General features: G+C 51.2%; 16 protein-coding genes. 7 read left to right on the top strand and 9 right to left on the bottom strand.

The window, feature by feature from the left end; translation table 11 throughout:
• Positions 1-347 precede the first annotated feature (347 nt).
• From ACSTTG_RS12735 to arfB, 3 genes are all read right to left on the bottom strand, one after another.
• Positions 348-1,010, bottom strand: coding sequence for a DUF2057 family protein (locus ACSTTG_RS12735; protein ID WP_438475081.1), 663 nt, complete (start codon positions 1,008-1,010; stop codon positions 348-350).
• 315 nt (positions 1,011-1,325) lie between these two features.
• Positions 1,326-2,663, bottom strand: a complete 1,338-nt coding sequence (locus ACSTTG_RS12730) for an MATE family efflux transporter (RefSeq protein ID WP_438475080.1) — start codon at positions 2,661-2,663, stop codon at positions 1,326-1,328.
• Positions 2,664-2,821: 158 nt separating this feature from the next.
• A complete protein-coding gene (gene arfB / locus ACSTTG_RS12725) occupies positions 2,822-3,235 on the bottom strand; it encodes an alternative ribosome rescue aminoacyl-tRNA hydrolase ArfB (protein ID WP_438456748.1) in 414 nt (137 codons plus the stop codon).
• Between the two features lie 184 nt (positions 3,236-3,419).
• On the opposite strand from arfB, the gene ACSTTG_RS12720 reads away from it, so the two are divergent.
• Positions 3,420-4,130, top strand: coding sequence for a DUF1223 domain-containing protein (locus ACSTTG_RS12720; RefSeq protein WP_438475079.1), 711 nt, complete (start codon positions 3,420-3,422; stop codon positions 4,128-4,130).
• Between the two features lie 243 nt (positions 4,131-4,373).
• Positions 4,374-5,498 carry an MBL fold metallo-hydrolase gene (locus ACSTTG_RS12715; RefSeq protein ID WP_438475078.1) on the top strand — a complete coding sequence of 375 codons (1,125 nt, stop codon included), beginning with the start codon at positions 4,374-4,376 and terminating at the stop codon, positions 5,496-5,498.
• A 33-nt stretch (positions 5,499-5,531) separates the two neighbouring features.
• Here the strand turns inward: ACSTTG_RS12715 and ACSTTG_RS12710 are convergent, their stop codons facing one another.
• From ACSTTG_RS12710 to ACSTTG_RS12695, 4 genes are all read right to left on the bottom strand, one after another.
• Complete coding sequence (locus ACSTTG_RS12710) at positions 5,532-7,646, bottom strand: type I secretion system permease/ATPase (protein ID WP_438475077.1); 2,115 nt, start codon at positions 7,644-7,646, stop codon at positions 5,532-5,534.
• Positions 7,647-7,756: 110 nt separating this feature from the next.
• Positions 7,757-9,673, bottom strand: a complete 1,917-nt coding sequence (locus tag ACSTTG_RS12705; RefSeq protein ID WP_438475076.1) for an EAL domain-containing protein — start codon at positions 9,671-9,673, stop codon at positions 7,757-7,759.
• Between the two features lie 5 nt (positions 9,674-9,678).
• A complete protein-coding gene (locus tag ACSTTG_RS12700; RefSeq protein ID WP_438475075.1) occupies positions 9,679-10,377 on the bottom strand; it encodes a transglutaminase-like cysteine peptidase in 699 nt (232 codons plus the stop codon).
• A 4-nt stretch (positions 10,378-10,381) separates the two neighbouring features.
• A complete protein-coding gene (locus ACSTTG_RS12695; protein ID WP_438475074.1) occupies positions 10,382-11,773 on the bottom strand; it encodes an HlyD family type I secretion periplasmic adaptor subunit in 1,392 nt (463 codons plus the stop codon).
• Positions 11,774-12,014: 241 nt separating this feature from the next.
• Between ACSTTG_RS12695 and pdxH the strand changes: the two genes are divergently transcribed.
• From pdxH to putP, 4 genes are all read left to right on the top strand, one after another.
• On the top strand, positions 12,015-12,650 hold the full coding sequence (gene pdxH, locus ACSTTG_RS12690; RefSeq protein ID WP_438456755.1) for a pyridoxamine 5'-phosphate oxidase: 636 nt from the start codon (positions 12,015-12,017) through the stop codon (positions 12,648-12,650).
• 779 nt (positions 12,651-13,429) lie between these two features.
• Positions 13,430-16,546: a bifunctional proline dehydrogenase/L-glutamate gamma-semialdehyde dehydrogenase PutA gene (putA, locus tag ACSTTG_RS12685; RefSeq protein ID WP_438475073.1), complete on the top strand. Its 3,117-nt coding sequence runs from the start codon at positions 13,430-13,432 to the stop codon at positions 16,544-16,546.
• Positions 16,546-17,244, top strand: coding sequence for a 1-pyrroline-5-carboxylate dehydrogenase (locus tag ACSTTG_RS12680; protein WP_438475072.1), 699 nt, complete (start codon positions 16,546-16,548; stop codon positions 17,242-17,244). Before putA ends, ACSTTG_RS12680 begins: the two co-directional genes overlap by 1 nt.
• Before the next feature lie 101 nt (positions 17,245-17,345).
• The gene (gene putP, locus ACSTTG_RS12675) at positions 17,346-18,836 is read left to right on the top strand and encodes a sodium/proline symporter PutP (RefSeq protein ID WP_438456758.1); all 1,491 of its coding nucleotides are present in this window, start codon (positions 17,346-17,348) and stop codon (positions 18,834-18,836) included.
• A 480-nt stretch (positions 18,837-19,316) separates the two neighbouring features.
• Here putP and ACSTTG_RS12670 read toward each other — a convergent pair whose 3' ends face one another.
• The gene (locus tag ACSTTG_RS12670; protein WP_438475085.1) at positions 19,317-20,021 is read right to left on the bottom strand and encodes a DUF445 domain-containing protein; all 705 of its coding nucleotides are present in this window, start codon (positions 20,019-20,021) and stop codon (positions 19,317-19,319) included.
• A gap of 263 nt (positions 20,022-20,284) precedes the next feature.
• Between ACSTTG_RS12670 and ACSTTG_RS12665 the strand changes: the two genes are divergently transcribed.
• Positions 20,285-21,550, top strand: coding sequence for a tetratricopeptide repeat protein (locus ACSTTG_RS12665; RefSeq protein WP_438456760.1), 1,266 nt, complete (start codon positions 20,285-20,287; stop codon positions 21,548-21,550).
• A 19-nt stretch (positions 21,551-21,569) separates the two neighbouring features.
• Here the strand turns inward: ACSTTG_RS12665 and ACSTTG_RS12660 are convergent, their stop codons facing one another.
• Positions 21,570-22,484 carry an alpha/beta hydrolase gene (locus ACSTTG_RS12660; protein ID WP_438475071.1) on the bottom strand — a complete coding sequence of 305 codons (915 nt, stop codon included), beginning with the start codon at positions 22,482-22,484 and terminating at the stop codon, positions 21,570-21,572.
• Between the last annotated feature and the right edge of the window lie 257 nt (positions 22,485-22,741).

Raw genomic sequence — 22,741 nt, 5'->3', positions numbered from 1 at the left:
TGAGCATCACGACTATCCAAAAAATCTGGAAGAGAGAAGCACTCAATACTCGTGAGCTGAGAATAGAACGGTCTCAATCAGTGAATATCGATGTGTGAGGCGAGTGGGCTAAAATATAAAGGCATGACAGAATCGGTTGGTATTTATCCCGTCACGCTTCCTTGGTAATCACAACCCTTGGTAATCACAACCCTTGGTAATCACAACCCTTGGTAATCACAGCAACAGAATGCCGACTGTGATCACCAATGAAAAAAGGGTGCTGAGTTAAACTCAGCACCCTTTTTGATTTGCTACAGCAAGTTATGACTCATATCCCGTATTAGCAGATAAAGCCAAAGGGACGATTATTGAGCGTCAATGTAAGCCTTAAAACGCGCTTTCGCATCATCATCAGCTTTGCTATACCAGAAGTACAGCATCTCTTCTGCAGTGCTGATAGAGCCTTGTGTCTCTGGCAGTTGGGTAGGCACCGCTGAGGTCTCTGGGAGCTGCGTTGGGATCGCCGCCGTCGCTGCAATACCAACCGCCGCTACACCACCTGCGCGGTTGTAATCCTCAATTTCGCGTACATAGTCGCGACCAATCTGCATACCATCTTTGATCAGCTGATCTTCTTTCACCTCAACGCTTTGACCTGCCTCGTTAACGAATTGCCACTCCATGGTGTTGATTTTAGAGCGGGCATCTGCGGCATTGCGGTAGCGAGGTAAGTCAAATTGCAGTTCTTGGTTGCTGGCATTAAACGTCGCGATGGTCGCTCGGCTATCAATGATGTCACGGTCACCACCACGGTCGAAGTAAGGTGAGTAGCGGAACACAACTTGGTTTTCACCATCGGGCAGAGTCAGGGTTTTGGTTGCAGCGAACAGACCACCAGAGAGCTCAGGCTTGTCTTGGTTGACGGCCAGAATTTTTACAGTATCGGGTACATCGATGGTCACAGCGGCCATGCTGTGTGCGCTAAGAGATAGTGCGATTAACGCTGCTAGAGAATGAATACGTTTCATTGCAATTATCCTAATTGAATGGTTTAACGACCCAGCAAAGTTGCTGATTTCGAATTAGATTGCCTAGCTGTGCGTCAGAATGCAACTATTAAATTCGCCTTCAAAGATAGGTACGAGGGGCGGGGACGGGCATAGCCCTACGGGTTGCGAGGAGTATTTTGGTTGTTGCAGCTTTTATGGCTGAAAACTAAGTTCCCTGTGAGTGGTAAGGTTGTGAGGAACCAGAAAACATGGGGCATGGAGTTTTAGCTTCTTGGGGTACACTCGATACTCGAAACGAAGTGTACTCGCAGTAAAACGTCCTCGCCCCTTGTCTTAAACCTTAGCGTTGACCCAGCAGCGTGAGCGCCAGCGGTAGGCCATGATGATGCCGCGTACCCATTCATCCAGCGCGGTGGCCATCCAGGCGCCGATGACGCCGTAGCCCCAGTGGATACCGAGAATATAGCTCATGGTGACACTTAGCCCCCACATGCTCAGTACGCCCATTTGAACCGGGAATTTAACATCGCCCGCCCCTTTGAGTGCTGAGATATAGATAAGGTTAAACACCCGTCCAGCCTCAAGCACGATAGAGCCCAAAAGCAGTGATGAGGCAAGAAGTAAGATCTCTTCTTGGTCAGTAAAGATAGGCAGGATGAGGTCGCGATTGAGGTAAAAGATCACCGTCATCACGGTAGAAACTACAAAACCGATCAAGAAATAGCGGTGCACACGCTTGTAGATAGACTCGACCCAGCCTCGGCCAATGTAGTAACCGGCCTGAATTTGTGAGGCTTGACCTACCGCCAGAGCGAACGCAAACGAGAAGCGTGCGATATTTTGCGCGTAGGTAAAGGCTGCCAGTGAGGCGGTGCCCATTTGTACCACAAAGTAGACGATACAGATTTGCGCGAGATTGTAGGAAAGGACCTCACCACCATTCATGCCGCCAATCTTAAGGATACTCTTGTAGATCGGTTTGGGAACCTGCTTGCCTTGATTGAGCGGCAGGGCGATTGGGCTGCGCTTGGTGATCCAAACCAGCATCAAGGTGCCAATCACCTGACTGGTCACCGTGGCGATAGCTACACCTTGCACGCCATACACCGGCAAGCCAAAGGGTTGATAAAGCGCAATATAGTTACCTGCTACGTTTAACACGCCGCTGATCAGGTTGACGACCATAGGTGCCCGTGAGTAGCCATGACTGCGCAGAATCGTGGTCAGAACAATACCGACGGTGACATTAAAGGTCATCGCGCCACTGATCAGAAGGTAGTCTTTGGCATACTGCTCGACTTGGGCCTCAAGACCGTACAGTGGGATAAAGTACACCGCAACCATCATCGCCAACACACTCAGCAGTGCACCAATCGCGAACGATAGCCAGATACTTGCCACCCCAACATGGGTAGAGTCGCTGTGTCTCCCCTCACCATTGTAGCGGGCAATCAAGATCCCTGTGCCGCTGCTGACAAAAGTGGAGACAATAATTAAGAAAAACGTTATCTGAGTGATCACACCAACGGCGGATACCGCTTGGTCTGAGTAGCCACTCAGCATAAATACATCGCTGGTCCCTAGCGCAGTACGTAATAGAATTTCGATAAGAATCGGCCATGCCAGTGCGACGATGGACATTCGTTTATCGAGATTTTGACCTTTTGACATCAATTTCTACTCGAAGCACTAAAAATAATAAAAAACGCGGCAATATACTCGATTTTGGGGTCACAAGGCCATGACTATTTTCTGCGCAGTTTGATTTTTCGTTCGAGTCTGATGTTCTATCGGGAATGGGAGATGGCTATAGTTGCCATCATATAGAGCTAGTAGCTGACCTTGCCACGCAGAGACTTGGTGGCACCAGCGCGCTTTTTGTTGTCTAGGCGTTTACGTTGCGAGCTGCGAGTAGGCTTGGTCGGGCGGCGTTTTTTCTGCACCACCATCGCGGCTAGGATTAGCTCTTTAAGGCGATTGAGCGCATCCTCGCGGTTCTGCTCTTGGGTGCGATACTGTTGCGCCTTGATCACAATCACACCCTCTTTGGTAATGCGTGAGTCAGAGAGCGCTAATAAACGCTCTTTGTACACACTAGGCAGTGCCGAGCGGTGGATATCAAAGCGCAGGTGAATGGCGCTTGAAACCTTATTGACGTTTTGACCACCACTGCCCATAGCACGGATAGCCGAGAGCTCGACTTCCCATTCAGCGATGGTGACATTGTTTGACAGTGTGATCATAGTGGTACTATCCCTTGATGAGTTAGCGCTGATTCTAATCAACTTTGCCCAGTTTCGCCATCGCCTTGGCAAGTTTGGCTTTTTCTTCGCCTAGCGGGGAGCATAACTTAAAGCCGGGTTGAGATGAAAGAAACTCAATTACTTGCAGGTCTGTGTCTAAAACTCACGTCTCAAAGGAGAGGGTATGACGCATTCTATGCCACTGATGAGCTGTTTGGGCGTATTGCTAATGGCAACCACCGCCAATGCCGAACAGCAGACCTGGACACACCAAGGCAAGCCAGCACAACTGGTGGAGCTGTTTACCTCCGAGGGCTGTTCAAGCTGTCCACCAGCCGATCAATTTTTAAGCCAGTTACAGTCACAGCCTCGCTTGTGGCAGGAAGTGATCCCAATGGCTTTTCACGTTGATTACTGGGACCGCTTGGGCTGGAAAGATGAGTATGCCAACCCCGCATACAGTCAACGGCAGCGCCTATATTACTCTTATGGCGCGCTTAGCTCCGTCTATACGCCAGGCTTTGTGGTGGATGGGCAAGAGTGGCGCGGTTTTTTCTATCGCCATAACCTACCTGAAAAAGTGGTTGAAGACGCCGGTGCTCTGACTCTGGTCCGGCAAGAGGATGGCTTTTCTGTGCGCTTTGAGCAGTCGGGTCGCTACACCGCCCACTTGGTGCTGCTGGCGATGGACGAATCGACGAAGGTCAAAGCCGGTGAAAACCGAGGTCGGAATCTGGAGCATGATTTCGTGGTGCTGGAGAAACTCCAAGCCTCAGGAGAGCAGCAATGGCATTTTGATAATGTGTTAGTCGATGCTAGGGCTGATGCGGTTGCCGTTTGGTTGACACAAGGGGTTGATGGTCAGCCTGTTCAGACGGTTGCCGGTCTCTTGTAGCGTTTTACATACTCGCGATGTGGCTGGTCGCAACATCAGTCACACCGCGAGTATCACCCAGCCCTCTGTTTGGCGCAAATATTAAATTACACTAACTAGTTTACTTTTCTCTAGTGCATGCTTATAGTACACCGATTAGTTTACTTATGGTGATGAACCATCATGGTAAACGGGTACGCTTTGCCAACTCAACAGAGATCACCTGGCGCTAAGCGTGATTTTCCCAAACGTTAGAGAGTAATCATGAAATTGACCCTTCCTCGAATCACGCTGGTAGGTTTGGCGGCCATGTCACTACTGGCATGTGGTCGCCAAGAGATAGAGCTTGAGCATCAACATAGTTTAATTCAGCATGGTAAACCGGGCGCCGAATACCGTGATGGTAAATTCCATAACACGGAACTGGTTTGGGATATGAGTATTGGCAAAATGCGCGAAGCAATGACATCGGCGCGCCACGAAGCCTCGACACCAGACCATTCTTTGCCAAGCCGAGCGATCCCAGAGGGTGAATTGGAAGCACAAGGGGTCGATCGTCTGTATCGCTTGGGTCACTCAACAGTATTGATGGAGCTTGGGCAGGATTGGGTGATCACAGACCCGGTATTTGTCGATCGCGCCTCGCCTTTGCAATGGATTGGGCCAAAGCGTTTTGACCCTAGCGCTGTCACGATAGACCAACTGCCGCAGCTTAAGGCCGTGGTGATTTCGCACAACCACTATGATCATTTGGATAAGCACAGTATCCGTCAGCTTGTTGATAAGAGTGAACATTTTATCGTGCCGCTCAAACTGGGCGTCCTGCTTGAGCGTTGGGGCGTACCGCGCGAGAAGATTATTGAGTTGGATTGGTGGCAAGGGGTTGAGCTTGCGGGCCTGACCATCAGTGCTACCCCAGCACAGCACTACAGCAACCGTGGTCTGCTCGACCGTGATGAGTCACTATGGGCAAGCTATGTGCTTGAGACGGAGCAAACTCGAGTGTTCTTCTCTGGCGACAGTGGCTATTTCTCCGGTTTTGCTGAGATCGGTGAGCATTTCGGTGGCTTTGACCTTGCCCTGTTGGAGGTTGGTGCTTACAACGAGTTGTGGCGCGATATCCATCTATTACCAGAGGATGCAATGCAAGCGCACCTAGACCTACAAGCACAGGTTCTAGTACCGATCCACAATGGCACCTTTGATTTAGGGCGCCATGCATGGTGGGAACCGTTTGAAGCGATGGAAGCACTCGGCGTTGAGCACGACACTCAGGTGTTGCTGCCGATGTTTGGTGAGCCAGTGAGCATCAAACACCCAGAGCAGTCAGTGGCTTGGTGGAAAGACTACTTACCTGCTGACCATCAGCCGTATGTTGTGAGCAACTGATTATCTCACGAGTCAGCCAAATGGCTGACTCGTTCAGTTTACCGCCCTCACTCGCCCATTTTTAAGGTCATTGAGCACCTCCGATTTAGGCCCATCGGCGATAATCGCGCCTTTCTCCATCACAATCACCCGATCAACCACATCCAGCATCGACATTTTATGCGTGATGAGTATCAGCGTCTCATGCGACTTGAGCTGGGAGAGCTGGTGCTTGATCTGCATTTCGGAGCGATTATCCATCGCGCTGGTGGGCTCATCGAGCAGCAGCACCGGCGGTCTACCCAGTAGAGCGCGTGCGATACTCACTGCTTGACGTTGTCCACCTGAAAGCAGTGCACCCCCTTCACCCACCTGGCGCTCAAGCCCGGCAGGGTCTTGTTGGGTAAACTGAGTGACGCCAGCGCGATTCGCTGCATCCAGTACGTCTCTGTCATCCGATAGTGGTCGACCTAGAGTGATGTTGTCGCGGATACTGCCGTAAAACAGTTGACTGTCTTGTGGCACGCAGCCGATGTTGCGGCGGATATCAATATGATGCAACTGCTCGATATCGGTATCATCGATGCGCACGCTGCCCTCTATCGGCTGATATAGGCCCATGATCAGGCGCTCAAGCGTGGTCTTGCCCGAGCCAATTCGGCCAATGATCGCCACTTTTTCACCGGGCTCAATCGAGAGGCTAACGTCGCGGATTGAGGCGACCTGAGCCTCTGGATAATGGAAGGTGACTTTATCGAGTTCAATCTTGCCTTGGACAATAGGGCGGTGGATGTAGCGCTTGCCCTCTTCTTGCTCGTCCGGCATCGCCATCACCTGCTCAATAATGGCTAGAGAAGATTTGGCTTGGTTGTAGCGGGTGGAGAGCAGAGACAGCTGGACTAAAGGCCCAATGGCTCGGCCACTGAGCATGGTCGCGGCAATCAGCCCACCCATGGTGAGATCGCCGCGCGCGATCAGGTACACACCAACAATGATCATCCCGACACTACAGGCTTGCTGGACAAAACCCGCGGCGTTTTGGATCCCATCGGTGATCCGTCGGCTCTTGATGTTCCAGTTGGCCATGTGCGCCACGGCCTCCTCCCAGCGATACTGATACTGACTTTGCGCGCCAAACAATTTTAGCGTCTCAAGGCCTGACAGACTCTCGATCAAGTTGGCGTATTTTTGTGAGGACAGGCGCGATCCCTCCTCGATCGCGCGCTTGAGGGGCCCTTGGATCAACAAAGAGTACAGGATCAAGATGATCACGCCGGCCAGTGGCACATAGACGAGATCGCCAGCCATAAGCCAGATCAAGGTGAGGAATAAGATCGCAAACGGCAGATCAATCAGCGAAGAGATGGTGGCGGAGGTGAAAAATTCACGGATCGACTCAAACTCTTGTAAATGGCGAGCAAAGGCACCAACCGAGGCGGGTTTGGACTCCATGCGGATCCCCAGCACCTTACTAAATAGCTTGGATGAGATCAGGATATCGGACTTTTTGCCCGCAACGTCAATGAAATAGCTTCGAAGTAGCTTAAGGAACAGATCAAAGCCAAAGATGATAAAGACCCCGCTGGCGAGCACCCAAAGCGTCTCAAATGCTAAATTGGGCACCACTTTGTCATACACAATGCGCGTGAACATGGGGGCCGCGATGGCAAACAGGTTTATCAGCACCGAAGCGATCAACACATCACGATAGATGCGCTTCGACTGCCACAACGTGCCCCAGAACCAGTGTCCATCTCTGGTTTTCAACACCTCGGGTGAGCGCTCGTCATAGCGAAACTGTTTCTTGACCAGGAAGTAACGACCAATATATTGCAGCTGTAAATCTTCGAGTGGGATAGAGATCGGTGCCAGTCCAGATTCAACGTTTACAATCTCTGCTTCTTGCTTTTCGCTGTGAATGGCGTTGAGTACGCAGGCATCACCGCCTTTGAGCATCAAAACTACCGGCAGTACCAATTGGGAGATCTGCTCAAGCTCGCTGCGATTTTCGCGCGCCACCAGTCCTGCTCGCTCCGCCGCGCGGGGAAAAAGAAATGGGGTAAGACTGCCGTCAGCAAGCGGCAGGCCATTGATTAGGGCTTCGGGTGAATTCGCTAAACCGTAGTAGCGACTGATGTAGATGAGCGAGTTAAGTAATGGGTCTTGCATAGTTGCGTTGCCTTTTATTTTGCTCAAGATAGCGTTTTGCTTAAATTGTTCGTTGTTTTCATTATTCGTTGCTTAAGTAGCTGTTTGCTTCAATCACTGGGGTACTCAAATTATTCCGAGCTGTCGACGATAAAGCCCTGGAAGGCATCGATAAAGTGCTCTGATAACATCTCCAGTTGTTGTTGGGTTTCAACCCTTGAAGCGATAGTGGTGATCCCAAGGTTATGCGCAGTACGTGATATCGACGTCAGGGTGTATTTCTGTTGCTCGTCATCGAGTTGGTGGGTAAATAGGTAGTCAATCTTGACGTATGACGGTGCAAACTCGCGCAGATATTCGAGTGCTTGGAAGTTGCGCCCATAGTTATCGACACCAAAACAAGCGCCATAGCTGCGCACCGCATTACAGAACAAAGCGGCATAGTGTGGGCTTTCGACGAAGCTGCGCTCTGGCAGCTCAAAATGCAGCAGCTGAGCGATACGCTTGTGCTTGCCAAGCTTATAGGTGATCCAGCGAATAAAGCTCGGCTCTTCAATACTGGTGGGCGAGATATTGATGGCAATTGGCTCTTCCAGTGCTTCAAGCTCGAGTCTGTCGATTACCTTATCAATCACATATTGGTCAAGCTCATGGCTGGCGCGCAGTTGCTCGAGAGCAAACAGGAATTGGTTGGCGCTATAGCGCTTGTCGCCCACCACGATCGCGGTGAATACCTCGCGATGGTAGGTTTTGCCCCAGTTGCTGTTGGCGGCCTGATAACGAAACTCAAACCAATCATTGTGAATCGCTTCTTCCACCAAGGCTTTCCACTGCTGCTTACCCATCACCGACTCGGCATGCTCACTGGTGATAAAGTGATAGGGCTGCTCGGGGTTGCTGGTGGCATTGGCCAGCGCATTGTCGAGTAGTGACATAATGGCGCTGCTGCTTTGTGGGTGCTGGTTATAAACCACCCCCAGTGAAAGGGGCAGCGATGCCGTAGCCGTAGGGTCGGGATTGACACTCTGCACATAATTAATGATGTCATTCGCCAGCTGGTGCAGCTCTTCTTCACTCGCCGCTGGGAGGATAAAGCCTATCTCATTGGTTGAGATCCTGGCGATGGTCACGTCAGGCAGATGAATCGAGTTCACCAACTGCTTGGCGACTCGATTGACCATCGCATCCCCTTGCTCGTAGCCCTTTGTGTCGTAGATCTGCTTTATAAAACGTGCCTTGAGGATGGCAACGCCGCCAAGCCCTCCCTCTTCAAGCCAGCTTTTGAGCTGGCCGATAAAGAGAGTGCGGTTACCCAGATGTGACACTGGGTCGATATACGCCTGCTCACGCAAACGCTGCGCCTCCATCACCTGTGATTTGAAGGCCTCTTCAACCTGCGCAGACATTTTATTGATCCCACTGACCACAAACTGCAGGTCTTTGGTGGCGGGCTCTGGCAGAGGGTCGCCAAATTGATTGTTGGCGATTTGCTCCATCTTGCCGACGATCATTTTGAGTGGATTGAGGGCTCGCTTGAGCACCAAGGTGATGCTGATAAGACCTAACAGAAAAATAACCCCGAACGCTAGCATAATGCGCTTGAGCGCATGCCAAAGTTGCAGATAGGCCTCGCCAGGGTGACTGACGATCTCTACCTGTGCCAGCTGTAGCCAACCACTGGTGATCACCCGCTGCTCGCTGATCTGGTCAAAAATACCAAGATTAAGGAACCAGTTGGGCACCTGGCTGGGATGAACGGGGAACGAGCGTAGGATCTCGTTGTCGCTTTGCAGAAACTCAAGTCGTACCCGTGAGTAGGTGCCCCCATCAAACAGCGCGTTGAGCACCGATTCCACGGCAACATTGTCCTCGTTCTCTAGGTATGGAGCCAGTGCCAAGCCAACGGTATTGATGGTGTTACGTACCTCGGAGCGTTGCTGCTGCTCAAGGTTGTTGCGCGTTGTCTTAAGCTCAATGATCGCAACCGATACCAAGAGCAACACGAACACGGCAATCATCCCGGCTACCAACTGTTTATAAAGTGTCATAATCCCTACTCATCAACGTCAATTATTGGTCTGTTCAAACTGTCTGCCTTTTGACGGGCTTGTAAATCGTTCCACAGGTTCAAGCGTGAGGCATCGCCTGCCATGCGGCTTTTTTGTGCCTTGATTAACCATAGATTCTTCGCATTGAAGCTAAAAATCGGCTGCAAATCTTCGCGTGTCGAAGCCCTACGCACCACAGGGTCGAGGTTATCGAGTATCAAAGGCTCCGCGCTTGGGGTCGAGTAATAGGCCAGCACCATATGAAATTGGTCCAGTTCGATCGCCTTTACATAGATAAGGCGTAGCTTGTTTTCCTCTATCCCCAACTCACGCAGTGAGTAATACTTAGCAATGGTGAAATCTTCGCAATCTCCGGCATTGGAGCCGAGGAACTCCAGTGGTGTGGCCCAGTAATCCTTTTTTCCCCACAGCTTGAAATCATCGATAAAGTTAATTTGGTTAAAGAAATCGTTAATTTCACTCAATTGCACCATCGCTGGCTCATCATTAAGGTCGGCCATCAGGCCGCGCCAGCTCGTGACTCTTTGTCCCGCCCTCGGGCCGTAAAACTCACTGACCATCTCGACCCATTGCTGCTCTACTCGGCTAAAGGCACTTAACCCTGTTGGCGTTGTCAGCGCGAGGCTTAGCAGCAGCCATTTCGCTGCCTTGCACTGACAGGTTAGCAATCGTAGCTGGAACACATGCTTATTCTCGTAATGCGTTTTGCTGCGCACTGAACAAGGGTCTCAACAGATAGTTCAGTACGGTGCGCTTGCCAGTGATAATATCCACGCTCGCCGTCATACCGGGAATGATTGGCAGTGATTGATCGCCACCCAGGCTGGTCTGTTCCGTGCGTACCCGAACCAGATAGAAACTGTTGCCCTCTTCATCTTGAGTCGTGTCAGCGCTGATGTGCTCAAGTTTGCCACTCAGACCACCATATTTGGTGAAGTCATACGCACTGAACTTAACGATGGCGTTTAAGTCTGGGCGTAAAAAGGCGATGTCTTGCGGGGCAATCTTGGCCTCAACCAATAAGGTATCTTCACTTGGCACGATCTCCACAATGTCCATACCCGGTTGAATGACACCACCCACGGTGTTGACATTGAGGGTCTTGACCGTCCCCGTCACGGGGGAGATGACTGTGGTGCGATTGACTCTGTCTTCCAGTCCTATGGTTGATTCAGTCATGGCTGACAAGCGATCTTGCGCTTCATTCAATGCCTCTTGGTGCTCAATGATGAACTTCTGCGCGGCATCAATTCGGCTGAGCATGGCCTCGCGCGCTTCTGAGCGTAGGGCCGGGATTTTCAGCTCGGTTGAGGTGAGATCGCGACGCGTATCATTGACTTGTCGTTGCAGCTTGAGAAGCTCAACCCGCGGCACCACGCCTTCATCGGCAAGCGGCTTGGTGATATCGAGCTCTTTTTGGGCAAAGTTATAACTTTGTCTCAAGTTAGTGGTGCGTGCTTGCGCCTCAACCATTTCTTGCTGTTTTTGTTGGACTTGTTGGTCAATCAGAGACAGTTGACTGCGTAGCTCATTGAGTCCTTGGATATATTCAGCGCGCTGGCGCGAGACCAGGGTCGGCTCTTTCTCAAGCAGTTGGTCAGAGTAGACCAGCTTATTAGTGGCAATCTTAACGTTATCTCGCCAGTTGTCCTCGGTGAAGTCGCCACTGATTTCGATACTATCGATAGAGGCCCTGAGTTGCTCTACCGTGGCGCTGAGGTTGAGTACCTGCTTCTCGCGCTCGCGAAAGTCGGAGCGAAAACGCGTGTCATCCAAGAGCAATAGCTGCTGCCCTTGCTCGACCTGTTGACCCTCAGTAACAAGGATCTCTTTAACTAGCCCTCCCTCTAAATTGGACACCACTTGGATCTGCGAGGAGGGGACAACCTTGCCTTCTCCAGCGGTGACCTGATCGATCTCCGCCCAAGCGGCCCAAGCACCGGCGGCAATAAAGAATATCACCACCACCCAAAGCAACACTCGTGCACTGTTTGGCGTGTTGAGTAGCAATGCCGCGGTTTGGTCGTCGACATAGTCGAGTTCTTTATCTGAGAGCTTGTCGAAGCGATCTTTGCTCATTGCTGTCCAGTCCTTGATCTATCCTTGATGCCAGAGCACAGCGCTCAGGCGAGGTTAACGCTTTGATGGTATGTAAATAACGCGCACGTAGGTTACTAGTAGTTAAGGACAAACTTTGTTGCTTTCCAAGTCGTATATCCGAGTGGACTAAAGCGACATCTTGAGGCGACTTGGGCATAACAACTTGCAGTATGTGGAGTATCCAAGCACAATCTAGCAAAACCGAAATAAGAGAGAGCACATGGACTTAGCGGGCATTCGTCGTGAGTACAGCCGTGATGGCCTACGACGCAAAGATTTAAACGATGATCCAATTGATCAATTCAACTTCTGGCTTCAACAAGCGATCGATGCGGGATTAACCGATCCTACTGCGATGACCGTTGCGACTGTCGATGAGCGGGGGCAGCCGTTTCAGCGCATCGTATTGCTGAAAAACCTGACTCAAGATGGGTTTGTGTTTTACACCAACTTGGGCAGTCGTAAAGCGCAGCAGATAGAGCACAATCATCGCGTTAGCCTGCACTTTCCATGGCACCCACTAGAGCGTCAAGTCCATGTGACTGGGGTGGCTGAAAAACTCAGCGCAGTGGATAACATGAAATATTTCTTATCGCGACCGAAAGAGAGCCAGCTTGCAGCGATCGCCAGTAAGCAGAGCAGCCGCATCTCAGCGCGTGGTGTGCTTGAGGCCAAATACCTTGAATTGAAGAAGCAGTTCGAGCAGGGCGAAGTACCCGCACCAAAATTTTGGGGCGGCTACCGCATCAGACCCGAGACCATCGAGTTCTGGCAAGGCGGAGAGAACCGACTTCACGACCGCTTCCTTTACACCAAAGACACTCAGCAGTGGCAGATTGAGCGTCTAGCACCATAAATGCTTTAGCATTTATGTAGGGGCGAGGAGCGGGTCTCGCTCCGCTCCGAGTGGCGAGGGGTCTAGCGTGTGTGTTGAGCCCCTCGCACTTATTTTGGGGGCGGGTAGCGGGTTTCGCTTCGCTCCGAGTAGCGAGGGGTTTAATAAGTGTGTTAAGCACTTTGTATCTCCTGTGCTTCCTTTATCTTCGTCCATCAGGTACGGAACGATACACATTTCGTAATGAGGCGACTAACTAATCACTTGTTCAGGACTCCTCGAACCCCGAAGGGCTCTGCCCGTCCCCGCACCTCGAACCTAAAGAAAAGTTGGTTAAGCATTAGCCGTAAGTTATCTGCTCTTGATCATCGTTCCGAGTGGTTTTGATCACACTTTCTTCCTTGATCATTGATTGATCTCTGCACATCGCATCTCTTCTCGAAGCGCCTAAAACTGTGGGGTTGATGGCTGTTAGCGGTTGAAACTACCTCATTTTAATTGTTGTGCCCAGTTAGCGAAACCTCAGTTGTGTAGGCTAAGTATGCAGGTTTATCCGCAACGATAAGCTGCCATGATCATTGTTCCGAGCCACAGTCATCAACTCGACAAAAATGGGCTTTGTTTTTGCCTTGCGTATTAAAGGCTGCTAATCATAAAGAGTTAAAGATCAGAAAGATTGATCATGCAATCAACACACGGCAAGGAAGGGCAAAGCCCTTCGAGGCGCACCCATCCTCGAAACGCAGTGTCCCCGAAGTGAAACGCCCCCGCCCCTCGCCCCTGTTATCTAGAGGGAAGTCATGTTCAATGCAAAACAGGTACTGAATCGCGAGTTTCTCGAGCAGCCGCTTGATGTGCTGTGGGCGCAAATATCCCCTCTGTATATGGTGGATGAAAGCCAGTGGTTACAAGAGCTTATCCCACTCGCTACGCCCAGCGAGGCAGAAAAAGGCCAGATTCAAGCCGATACGCATTCGCTTATCGCATCGATTCGTCAAGACAAACAGTCAGTGCAGATGATTGATGCATTGCTACTGGAATACAGCCTAGATACCCAAGAGGGGATTTTACTCATGTGCCTTGCCGAGGCACTGATGCGCATTCCCGATAGCGCCACCGCGGATAAACTGATCAAGGATAAACTGAGCGTGGCGGATTGGCGCTCACATCTCAACAGCTCTGACTCAGTGTTTGTTAATGCGTCCACTTGGGGCTTGATGCTGACAGGAAAAGTTATTGGTCTGGCTGAGAGTGACAAACAGAGCGCGGTGGGTGCGCTCAATCGTTTGGTTAATACCTTGTCCGAGCCAGTGATCCGCCAGGCGATGCATCAAGCGATGAAGGTGATGGGGCACCAGTTTGTACTTGGTCGCAGTATTGATGAGGCACAAACCAATGCCGCCGCCATGCAAAAGCAGGGCTATACCCACTCTTACGATATGCTGGGCGAAGCCGCATTGACCCAAGAGGACGCCAACAAGTACTTTGAGGATTATCTACGCGCCATTGAGGCGGTCGGGCAGGCAAACGCAGAGCCCAACTGCCCACTCCCGTCGGTGTCGATTAAGCTCTCTGCCCTGCATCCACGCTATGAAGAGGCGCAGCGAGAGCGAGTGATGAGTGAACTGTATATCTCGGTCGAAAAGCTGCTGCAACGGGCTGTCGCCCTTGATGTGCCCATCACCATTGATGCTGAAGAGGCGGATCGGCTCGAGCTGTCATTGGCTCTGTTTGCCAAGCTTTATCAGTCGCCTAGCGTGAGAGGCTGGGGTAAGTTTGGCTTAGTGGTGCAAGCCTACTCCAAGCGGGCGCTCGCGGTATTGGTTTGGCTTAATCGCTTGGCGCAATTGCAGGGCGACGCTATTCCACTGCGCTTGGTCAAAGGGGCTTATTGGGATAGTGAGATCAAATGGTCGCAGCAAGCGGGTTATCAGGCTTACCCCGTCTTTACCCGCAAAGAGGCCACCGATGTGTCGTATCTCGCATGCGCAAGGTTTCTGTTGAGTGAGCCCGTCCGTGGCCATCTTTACCCACAATTTGCGAGCCATAACGCACACACGGTTACAGCGATAGCCAGTATGGCCACCCATCGCGACTATGAGTTCCAGCGCTTGCATGGTATGGGGGAGGCGCTGTATCAGCACTTGATGGCGCGCTGCCACCAGCCAGTGCGGATCTACGCGCCGGTCGGCAGTCATAAAGACTTGCTGCCGTACCTAGTTCGTCGTTTGCTAGAGAACGGCGCCAATAGCTCGTTTGTCCATCGCTTGGTGGATAGCCGCTGTCCCATAGAGGCGCTGACTCAGCATCCGGTTGATACGCTCCTGGCGCAGCCGACGCTCGCTAATCACCATATCCCTTTGCCGCCAAGCGTGTTTGACTCACGTGATAACTCACGCGGCATCAATATCGATATTGAGAGTGAGCGCTCACCATTTGAGCGTGAGGTGATGTCCTTTCATCAGCACCAATGGCAGGCTGGCCCCCGGATCAATGGTCAATATGTCGAAAGCATGATCAAGGAAGCCTCACACTCCGTCTATACGCCTTACGATCGGCGTAAACAGGTGGGTGAAGTGAGTTTCACTCACCTTGATCATGCGTCCACAGCGATTGAGGTCGCCAAGCGTGGTTATCGCCGTTGGTCTGAGTGGCCAGCCACTGAGCGGCGCCAGTGCTTACTGCGTTTTGCTAACGCACTAGAGGATAACCTTGCTGAGCTGGTGGCGATGTGCCATCACGAAGCAGGCAAGACCCTGCATGACAGTATCGACGAGGTACGCGAGGCGGTGGACTTTTGTCGCTATTACGCCGACTTTGCCTCGCTGTTTGAGCCATATCACCAGTTGAACCATCGCGGTGAGCCGCAGCAGTGGCAGCGCATTGGGTGTGGTGTGTTTGTCTGCATCAGTCCGTGGAATTTTCCGCTAGCGATTTTCACCGGTCAAATCTGTGCAGCGCTCATGGCGGGCAACTCAGTGATAGCCAAGCCAGCAGAGCAGACAAGTTTGATCGCGGCACGTGCGGTGGAGCTGATGCATGAAAGTGGCTTCCCCGGCGATGTGATTCAACTGCTTCCTGGACAAGGAGAGGAGTTAGGCGGCTATCTGACCCAACACCCAGACATTGCCGGTGTCGCGTTTACTGGCTCAACCGTAACAGCACAGGCGATCAGTCGCTCATTAGCTTCACGTGACACCCTACCCGTTCCCTTTATTGCCGAAACGGGTGGGCAAAATGCAATGATTGTAGACAGCACTGCGCTGCCTGAGCAGGTGGTGCGTGATGTGATTCGCTCTGCCTTTGCCTCGGCAGGTCAGCGCTGTTCTGCGCTGCGCGTGTTGTTTGTGCAAGAGGAGGTCGCTGATCGGATTATTTCCCTTATCCGCGGCGCCATGCGTGAGCTGAAGGTGGGGCTGCCTTATCTGCACAGCAGCGACGTTGGGCCTGTCATCGATCAAGCGGCCAAGCGCTCACTTGAGCAACATATCGATACGCTGCGCCAAACTCAAACCCTCGTTGAGCAGGTGCGCCTTGATCATGCTTGCGAGGTAGGCGACTTTGTGGCCCCTTGTGTGTTTGAGATTGACGATATCTCTTGTCTCACCAAAGAGCAGTTTGGCCCGATTTTACATATCGTGCGTTATCGCGCAGATGAGCTTGGCAAAGTGGTGGAGCAGATCAACGCAACCGGGTATGGCCTGACTATGGGGATCCACAGTCGCAACGAGCGCACCTATCGCTGGATTGAGCAGCATGCGCAGGTGGGCAACTGCTATATCAATCGCGACCAGGTTGGGGCTGTGGTTGGGGTGCAGCCATTTGGAGGCCAAGGGTTGTCCGGGACTGGTCCCAAGGCCGGTGGGCCACACTATCTGTATCGCTTTACGCGTTTGATTGCCACGGAGGCGCAGTAATGAATCCGCAGACTAGGTTATTTGAACAGGCTGAGCGCGCGTATGCGTATTGGCGCTTTGTCGAGGTAACACAGCGCAGTGAGTCTTTACTTACCTTTCAGGCAGAGCTTGCCAATCAAGAGCCTGCGCTGGCCGCTATAACGGCTAGGCAGTTAGCTCAAGGCCTTGAGTTGCTAAAAGGGAGTACCTCGCTTGATGGCCCAACTGGTGAAACCAATGAGCTTTACTTAGCGCCGCGTGGCGTGACCCTGCTGGTGCAGCAACAAGAGGGCATCTCTGGACGAACCGCCATCGCAGTACAGCTGATCATGGCGCTAATGGCAGGCAATAGCGTCGTGCTGTGCAGTCAGGATCAGGCGTTTGTCCACTCGGTTGAGCAAGCGTGGCAAAGCACCGCTCAACCGACCACGCTGGTTCAGTGCTGCCGCTTAGAAAGCTACGCCGATATCGTCAAGCAGGCAATCCGAGTGGTGGGTTTTGTTGGCAGTGAGGCGATGGCCATTGAGCTTAATCGCCGCCTAGCACAGAAAAAAGGATATATAATTCCGTTAGTTACTGAAACTGATATGGTGCAATTACCGCAGGCACACGATATGATGTTGCTGTTGAGATTTTGTACAGAGCGTACAAGAACGATCAATATTACAGCTGTGGGCGGTAATGCGACCTTGTTGGAGCTAGGAAAGCCGCCACACTGATCACAGCATTATTTCATCACAAGGATTGTGTGCCTACGAACACTGCATCATAGCATTACATAGTTGCAGTGGGCGGGGTTATGCATCACAAGGAGAGACAAATGGTAGGAAGTTGGGCGGTAACCACGACGTTTGTGGCGTACCTCGTTGTTATGTTGGGCATTGGTGCAGTGGCGTACATGCGCACTAAAAACTCAACCGATTATTTTCTGGGCGGACGCTCACTTGGGCCCTGGCCTGCAGCGCTTTCGGCAGGTGCATCAGATATGAGTGGCTGGCTGCTACTTGGCTTGCCAGGCTATGCTTATGCGGCGGGATTAGAGGCGACTTGGCTTGCGGGCGGCTTATTAATCGGTACCTGGGCGAACTGGCTGATCTGCGCCAAACGACTACGCACCTATAGCATTGCGACTGATTCACTCACGATTCCAGAATACCTATCGCGACGTTTTCTTGATAATAGCAAGATGATCCAGACCATATCAGCGTTCTTTATTTTGTTGTTCTTCCTTTTCTACACCAGTTCTGGTCTGGTTGCTGGCGGTAAGCTGTTTGAGACGGTATTTGGCCTTGATTACACCTGGGCTGTGGTCATCGGTACCGTTTGTGTCGTGTCCTATACCTTGTTTGGTGGTTTTCTAGCGGTGTCATGGACAGACTTGATCCAGGGGCTGTTGATGGCGGCTGCTTTGATGATCGTGCCGGTTGTTGCGCTTGATGGTGGACTTGGTCAGCTTGGCTCTGAGTTAAATTCTATCAATCCTGAGCTGCTGACGTTGTGGCATGGTGTTGACGGATCGCCACTATCGATGATTGCGATCGTATCGCTGGCAGCATGGGGTTTGGGTTATTTTGGCCAGCCACATATTTTGGCGCGCTTCAAGGCAACGCGCAGTAACAAAGACCTAACCACAGCACGCCGCATTGCGGTGATTTGGACAGGTATCTCAATGGCCGGAGCACTGCTGGTGGGCTTTGTTGGCTTGGTTTATGTCACCAACAACAGTGGCGTTACGCTTGATGACAGTGAGAAAGTGTTCATGCTGCTTGTGAACGCTATTTTCCATCCGGTTATCGCTGGGATTTTGCTGGCAGCGATTCTGGCGGCGATCATGAGTACTGCAGACTCGCAGTTGTTGGTTTCATCATCGGCGATGGCAGAGGACATCTATAAGCAGTGGATTAATCCGTCGGCAAGCTCAGAGCAGATCGTGATGATTGGTCGTGCTGCAGTGGTCGGGATCTCTGTATGTGCCCTACTGTTGGCACTGACACCAGACAGCACGGTTCTCGGGTTGGTTTCTTACGCATGGGCTGGCTTCGGCGCTGCGTTCGGTCCGGTCATGATCCTCAGCTTGTATTGGTCACGAATGAACCGTCAAGGTGCTTTGGCTGGTATTGTGGTTGGTGGGGCAACGGTTGTGATCTGGAAACAGCTATCAGGCGGTTGGTTTGACCTGTATGAAATCGTGCCGGGAATGCTATTTGCCGCTATAGCGATTGTTTTTGTGAGTTTGTTAACATCGAAGCCAAGTGAAACCGTACTCTCGCAGCACGCAAAATTTACCAAACTCTTACGTGATATCGATTAAGCTCTAACTGTTAGTCGATTAAAATGAGATTTCCGGATTATTTTCTGAATGTGTATCACGAAATGACAAATCTTGAGTTATTGAGTGGAACTTTATTAAGCAAAATAATGTCCATGAGATATTACTAACCCGACATTGTTTTGAGGATGAAAACCATGCCAAATGCCTACTGCACCTGTTGTCGTAAAATGACCGCTCATAAAGTGGTGATGCGAAGTTCGGAACAGGATTTGAGCAAAATTGCTCTTTGTGCTCGTTTCGTGCAGGCGGTGTTCACTGGTGACCATTATATGAAAATGGAACAAGTGTCCTCTTGTCGAGTGTGTAACAACGAGTTTAATCCCGCGCTGGTCTCCAGTGCGACCACGACCAGTGCCAACGGCCTGTCACACGCTTAATTGCGCTGGTGAGTCTCAAAAAAAGCGATGCTATGGATAGCATCGCTTTTTTTGGTTTTTAGCCCCAGGATTTGCTGTTTGGTTAGATAAATGTCGCAGACAGTAAGCCAATCAAAGCGCCGAACACGCCGCCCCAGACAACAAGCCAACCCAGGTGCTCTTTGATCATCCGTTGTACTAACTCTTTGACCAACTGAGGGGTTAATTCATCCAAGCGCTGGCTAATAATCCGTTCAATGTTGGTCTTAATGTCATCGAGCATCGCTTTTGATTCGAGCTGCTCTTTGATGGCTGCCTTGATGGTGTCGCTTTGACCAATCTCTGCCACCGATTGCTTCATGCGATCGACAAACGGTTGTTTCAAAGGCTGCAAGGCCTCAGTGCCGCCAAACATTGCCAGCATTCCACCAAAGGAAGACTGTTCAATCACGGTCACTAAGCTGTCAAAGGTGGGATTAAAGTCAATTTTTTCGATGATCGGCGCCAAGTCGATGGCGGTGGCGCTACTCATTTCGTCGTTTAAGAAGCGATCAATATTCTCATCGGTAAAGAACTGCTCCATCATCATAGCGTGGATGGCAGCTTTAAACTGTTCAAATCGCGCAGGAATGACGCCCGAGCCATACAGCCCAGGGACTTTTTCAAACAACATATGGATCGCCAGCGAGTTGGTGATTGCCCCAGAAAAAGCAAATACGCCAGCAATCAGCAGCCAGTGGGTCTGGGATAGGTAGCCAAACACAATCAAGCTGATGGTCACCGCGTTAGTTAGTAAGTTTTTGTTCATCATTGTTTAGTGATATTCAGTCAGTCTAAGGCCGAATTGTAAAAGATATTTCTAAGTAATCTCAAGACGCAGTTTTATTCTCAGTTCTCCTCAACTTGAACTTGCTGTGTAGAAGTCGACAATTGGCGCAGAAAAGACGTGATTTAGGTCTTGGATTGCAATAAGGTGTGGTGAGGAAGAATTGAACGATTGTAAAGCCTTAAGGTTGTGCAATCAGGCGTCGTTAAGGAAAGGGCGACGCGTGGTGTGAGTTGAGAGAAACGATGGGTTTTATTGCTGCTGCAGTAGGGTTAGCGGGCATTACGCTGATATCAGTGTTTTTGTGGTTGCTGTCTTTATCAATACGAAAAAAACGATTGGAGTTTGAAAAGCGCGAACAGGACCGCCTGTATCGTCGCGCCTTGGCGCGTGCGCGAGAGCAGGAGCACCAAGAACGCCTTGAGAAAGCCGAATCGGGTCATGTGCAGACCATCTTATTTCTCGCCAAAGAAGCAGAGCGGCGCAACACGCGCTCGGCCTTGTATTGGTACGAGAAAGCCGCGGAGCTCGATAACATTTATGGTATGCAGGGCATCATTAAGATCAGTCATTTGCATATTGAAGACCTGGTGTTGCGCGAAAAGGCCAAGTTTTGGGGCAAGTGTGCTCAAGCGGTGGGTGGTAATCTTGTCGCCAAATATGAGACGGGACTGGCATTGATCTATGGTCAAGGTGTCGTCAAGGATGTCGATAAGGGACTTGAGCATATTATTTCTGCGGGCGAGCGCGAGCATATTGAGTCGGCGTTGTTTCTCGGTCAATGGTATCAGTCGAAAGATAATCCATCGCCTAATTACAAAAAATCGCTGCACTGGAATAAGGTCGCAGCCAGTCTAGGTGACAGCCAAGGCATGATCCGATTAGGTCATAACTACCGACATGGCATCGGTGTTGATGCGGATTATCTGCAGAGCAGTTACTGGTATGAACGCGCAGCAGAGCAAGGAAGCCCCGAGGGCATGTCACGCGCTGGTGAGATTTGGATTGAGCGTAAGCCTAATGGTAACGCCATCGCCTATACCTGGTTGTTTATGGCGGCGCACTTTGGTTGGCAAGCGGCGCGGCCCTTGCGTGATAAGGTTGCCAACAATATTGGCGTCGATTCAGTGGTGGGATTGCAATCACTGGCCAAACCGCTGATCCGTAAAATTACCGATGGTAAAGTGGCACGCCATAGCCTGATCAAGGCATTCAATCGCATATATAAGCGTAAAGTGCCGCTGCCAAGCAATGCTCAAACGGATGCGGCCGAGTCAGGACAGGTTGAAGGGCATCCGGTAGGGGTGATGCAACAGGCTGCAATGTCGCCGGTCGGCGAGGCTGATAATAGCTCAGTGTCGATGAGCCACTCCTCAGTTAGTGAGGCTATTTCAAGTGACAGCACTCACTCGAGCGACGGTAATAGTTACCAAATTGACTCCGAGGCCAATGCTAGCGTTGAGTTCGACTATAGCCAGACACAGATGGATCTCTCTTTTACCAAGTCATAGCCCGTTTTTAGACTCGCCGCTAGAGCATTTGAGTGTCGCTACCCAACAGCGCGCTCTTGAGCCACTGGGCGCAAGTCTCAACCCATTGGTCGACATTTTCCAGTGGCAACATGTGCCCAGCATTCTCGATCTCTATGTAGTCAAAGGGCTGCGCAGCTTGGTCGATTAGTTCGCGGATATAGCTGGGTCTGACAATCGTATCCAAGTCTCCCACCACCACGACGGCAGGAATGTCTAGCGGTGTCGTGTATGCGCGGCTGGGCTGATTGTAGACGCTATCGAGGGTTCGAACCGTATACTCCCATACCATGAGGTCATCTTGCAGAGCAAACCGGCCCATTGGATGGTTATCAAGCAGCGATTGCAAATCAATAAAGGTGCGAAAGTTAACCTTGGCGCTTGGCATCCACATGGCGGTAATTGAGAGGTTTGCCCAGCCGACTGAGTGAAACAGATCCGGCGCCAACTCAGACATCAAAAGGGTATGGCAAAATAGCGCGCGGATACGCTCGTCCGCTTCACATAGCGCCAAGGCTAGGCGTGAGCCAATTGAGCAGCCCACCAAGGTGATGGCACTGTTGTAACGCTGCTCGAGATAGTCCACTACATGCTGCAAATCACCCACCACCTCTGCGACGGAATAGTCACCTCGCTCGCCCCCGGAATAACCATGTCCTCGCAAATCAACACCAACGACGTTAAAGCCTCGCAGGGCGAGTTTCGCCAAGGACTCTGCATACAGCTCACTGTAAGTACCAATCCCCGGCACAAATACCACACAGGGCGCGCTAGGCGCATAATGGTAGAGCTCAGCGTGAAGGGGTAGGGAGCCAAGTTGGAGCAACTCTCGCTGCGCTAGATAAGGCGTAAGCCCTAACTCAGCGTAAATACTCTCTCTAGAGGAGGAGGGCTGGGCATGATTTTGGCTGGACATAACGTCACGATCCTTGGCCCTTGGTCATAAGGCAATATAGGTGGATTGGGATTCATTTGTGCTGCACAGAACAATGTTATCCATAGAATATTTCAGTCTAATCAATCTCGCAGAAATTGCACAAACATTGAACGAGGGATAGTCAAAGAAGTCAACAGAGTCGCCGTTGATAAGCGTAAATAGAGAATATCTAGTAGGAATTGAAGGGCTAACACTCTCTCGCCTCTCCGAAAGAGGAGCAGCAGAAGGGGGGACTT

It is taken from the genome of Vibrio glycogenivorans (assembly GCF_051660965.1).
In the GTDB taxonomy this organism is placed as follows: Bacteria; Pseudomonadota; Gammaproteobacteria; order Enterobacterales; family Vibrionaceae; genus Vibrio.
This window is presented reverse-complemented; position numbering and strand designations above follow the sequence as displayed.

Coding starts and splice junctions, on each gene's coding strand:
- putP (WP_438456758.1), top strand. CDS start 17,346: ATGGTAGGAAGTTGGGCGGTAACCACGACGTTTGTGGCGTACCTCGTT.
- ACSTTG_RS12660 (WP_438475071.1), bottom strand. CDS start 22,484: ATGTCCAGCCAAAATCATGCCCAGCCCTCCTCCTCTAGAGAGAGTATT.
- ACSTTG_RS12680 (WP_438475072.1), top strand. CDS start 16,546: ATGAATCCGCAGACTAGGTTATTTGAACAGGCTGAGCGCGCGTATGCG.
- ACSTTG_RS12665 (WP_438456760.1), top strand. CDS start 20,285: ATGGGTTTTATTGCTGCTGCAGTAGGGTTAGCGGGCATTACGCTGATA.
- pdxH (WP_438456755.1), top strand. CDS start 12,015: ATGGACTTAGCGGGCATTCGTCGTGAGTACAGCCGTGATGGCCTACGA.
- ACSTTG_RS12730 (WP_438475080.1), bottom strand. CDS start 2,663: ATGTCAAAAGGTCAAAATCTCGATAAACGAATGTCCATCGTCGCACTG.
- ACSTTG_RS12705 (WP_438475076.1), bottom strand. CDS start 9,673: ATGACACTTTATAAACAGTTGGTAGCCGGGATGATTGCCGTGTTCGTG.
- ACSTTG_RS12695 (WP_438475074.1), bottom strand. CDS start 11,773: ATGAGCAAAGATCGCTTCGACAAGCTCTCAGATAAAGAACTCGACTAT.
- ACSTTG_RS12670 (WP_438475085.1), bottom strand. CDS start 20,021: ATGAACAAAAACTTACTAACTAACGCGGTGACCATCAGCTTGATTGTG.
- ACSTTG_RS12710 (WP_438475077.1), bottom strand. CDS start 7,646: ATGCAAGACCCATTACTTAACTCGCTCATCTACATCAGTCGCTACTAC.
- putA (WP_438475073.1), top strand. CDS start 13,430: ATGTTCAATGCAAAACAGGTACTGAATCGCGAGTTTCTCGAGCAGCCG.
- arfB (WP_438456748.1), bottom strand. CDS start 3,235: ATGATCACACTGTCAAACAATGTCACCATCGCTGAATGGGAAGTCGAG.
- ACSTTG_RS12715 (WP_438475078.1), top strand. CDS start 4,374: ATGAAATTGACCCTTCCTCGAATCACGCTGGTAGGTTTGGCGGCCATG.
- ACSTTG_RS12720 (WP_438475079.1), top strand. CDS start 3,420: ATGACGCATTCTATGCCACTGATGAGCTGTTTGGGCGTATTGCTAATG.
- ACSTTG_RS12735 (WP_438475081.1), bottom strand. CDS start 1,010: ATGAAACGTATTCATTCTCTAGCAGCGTTAATCGCACTATCTCTTAGC.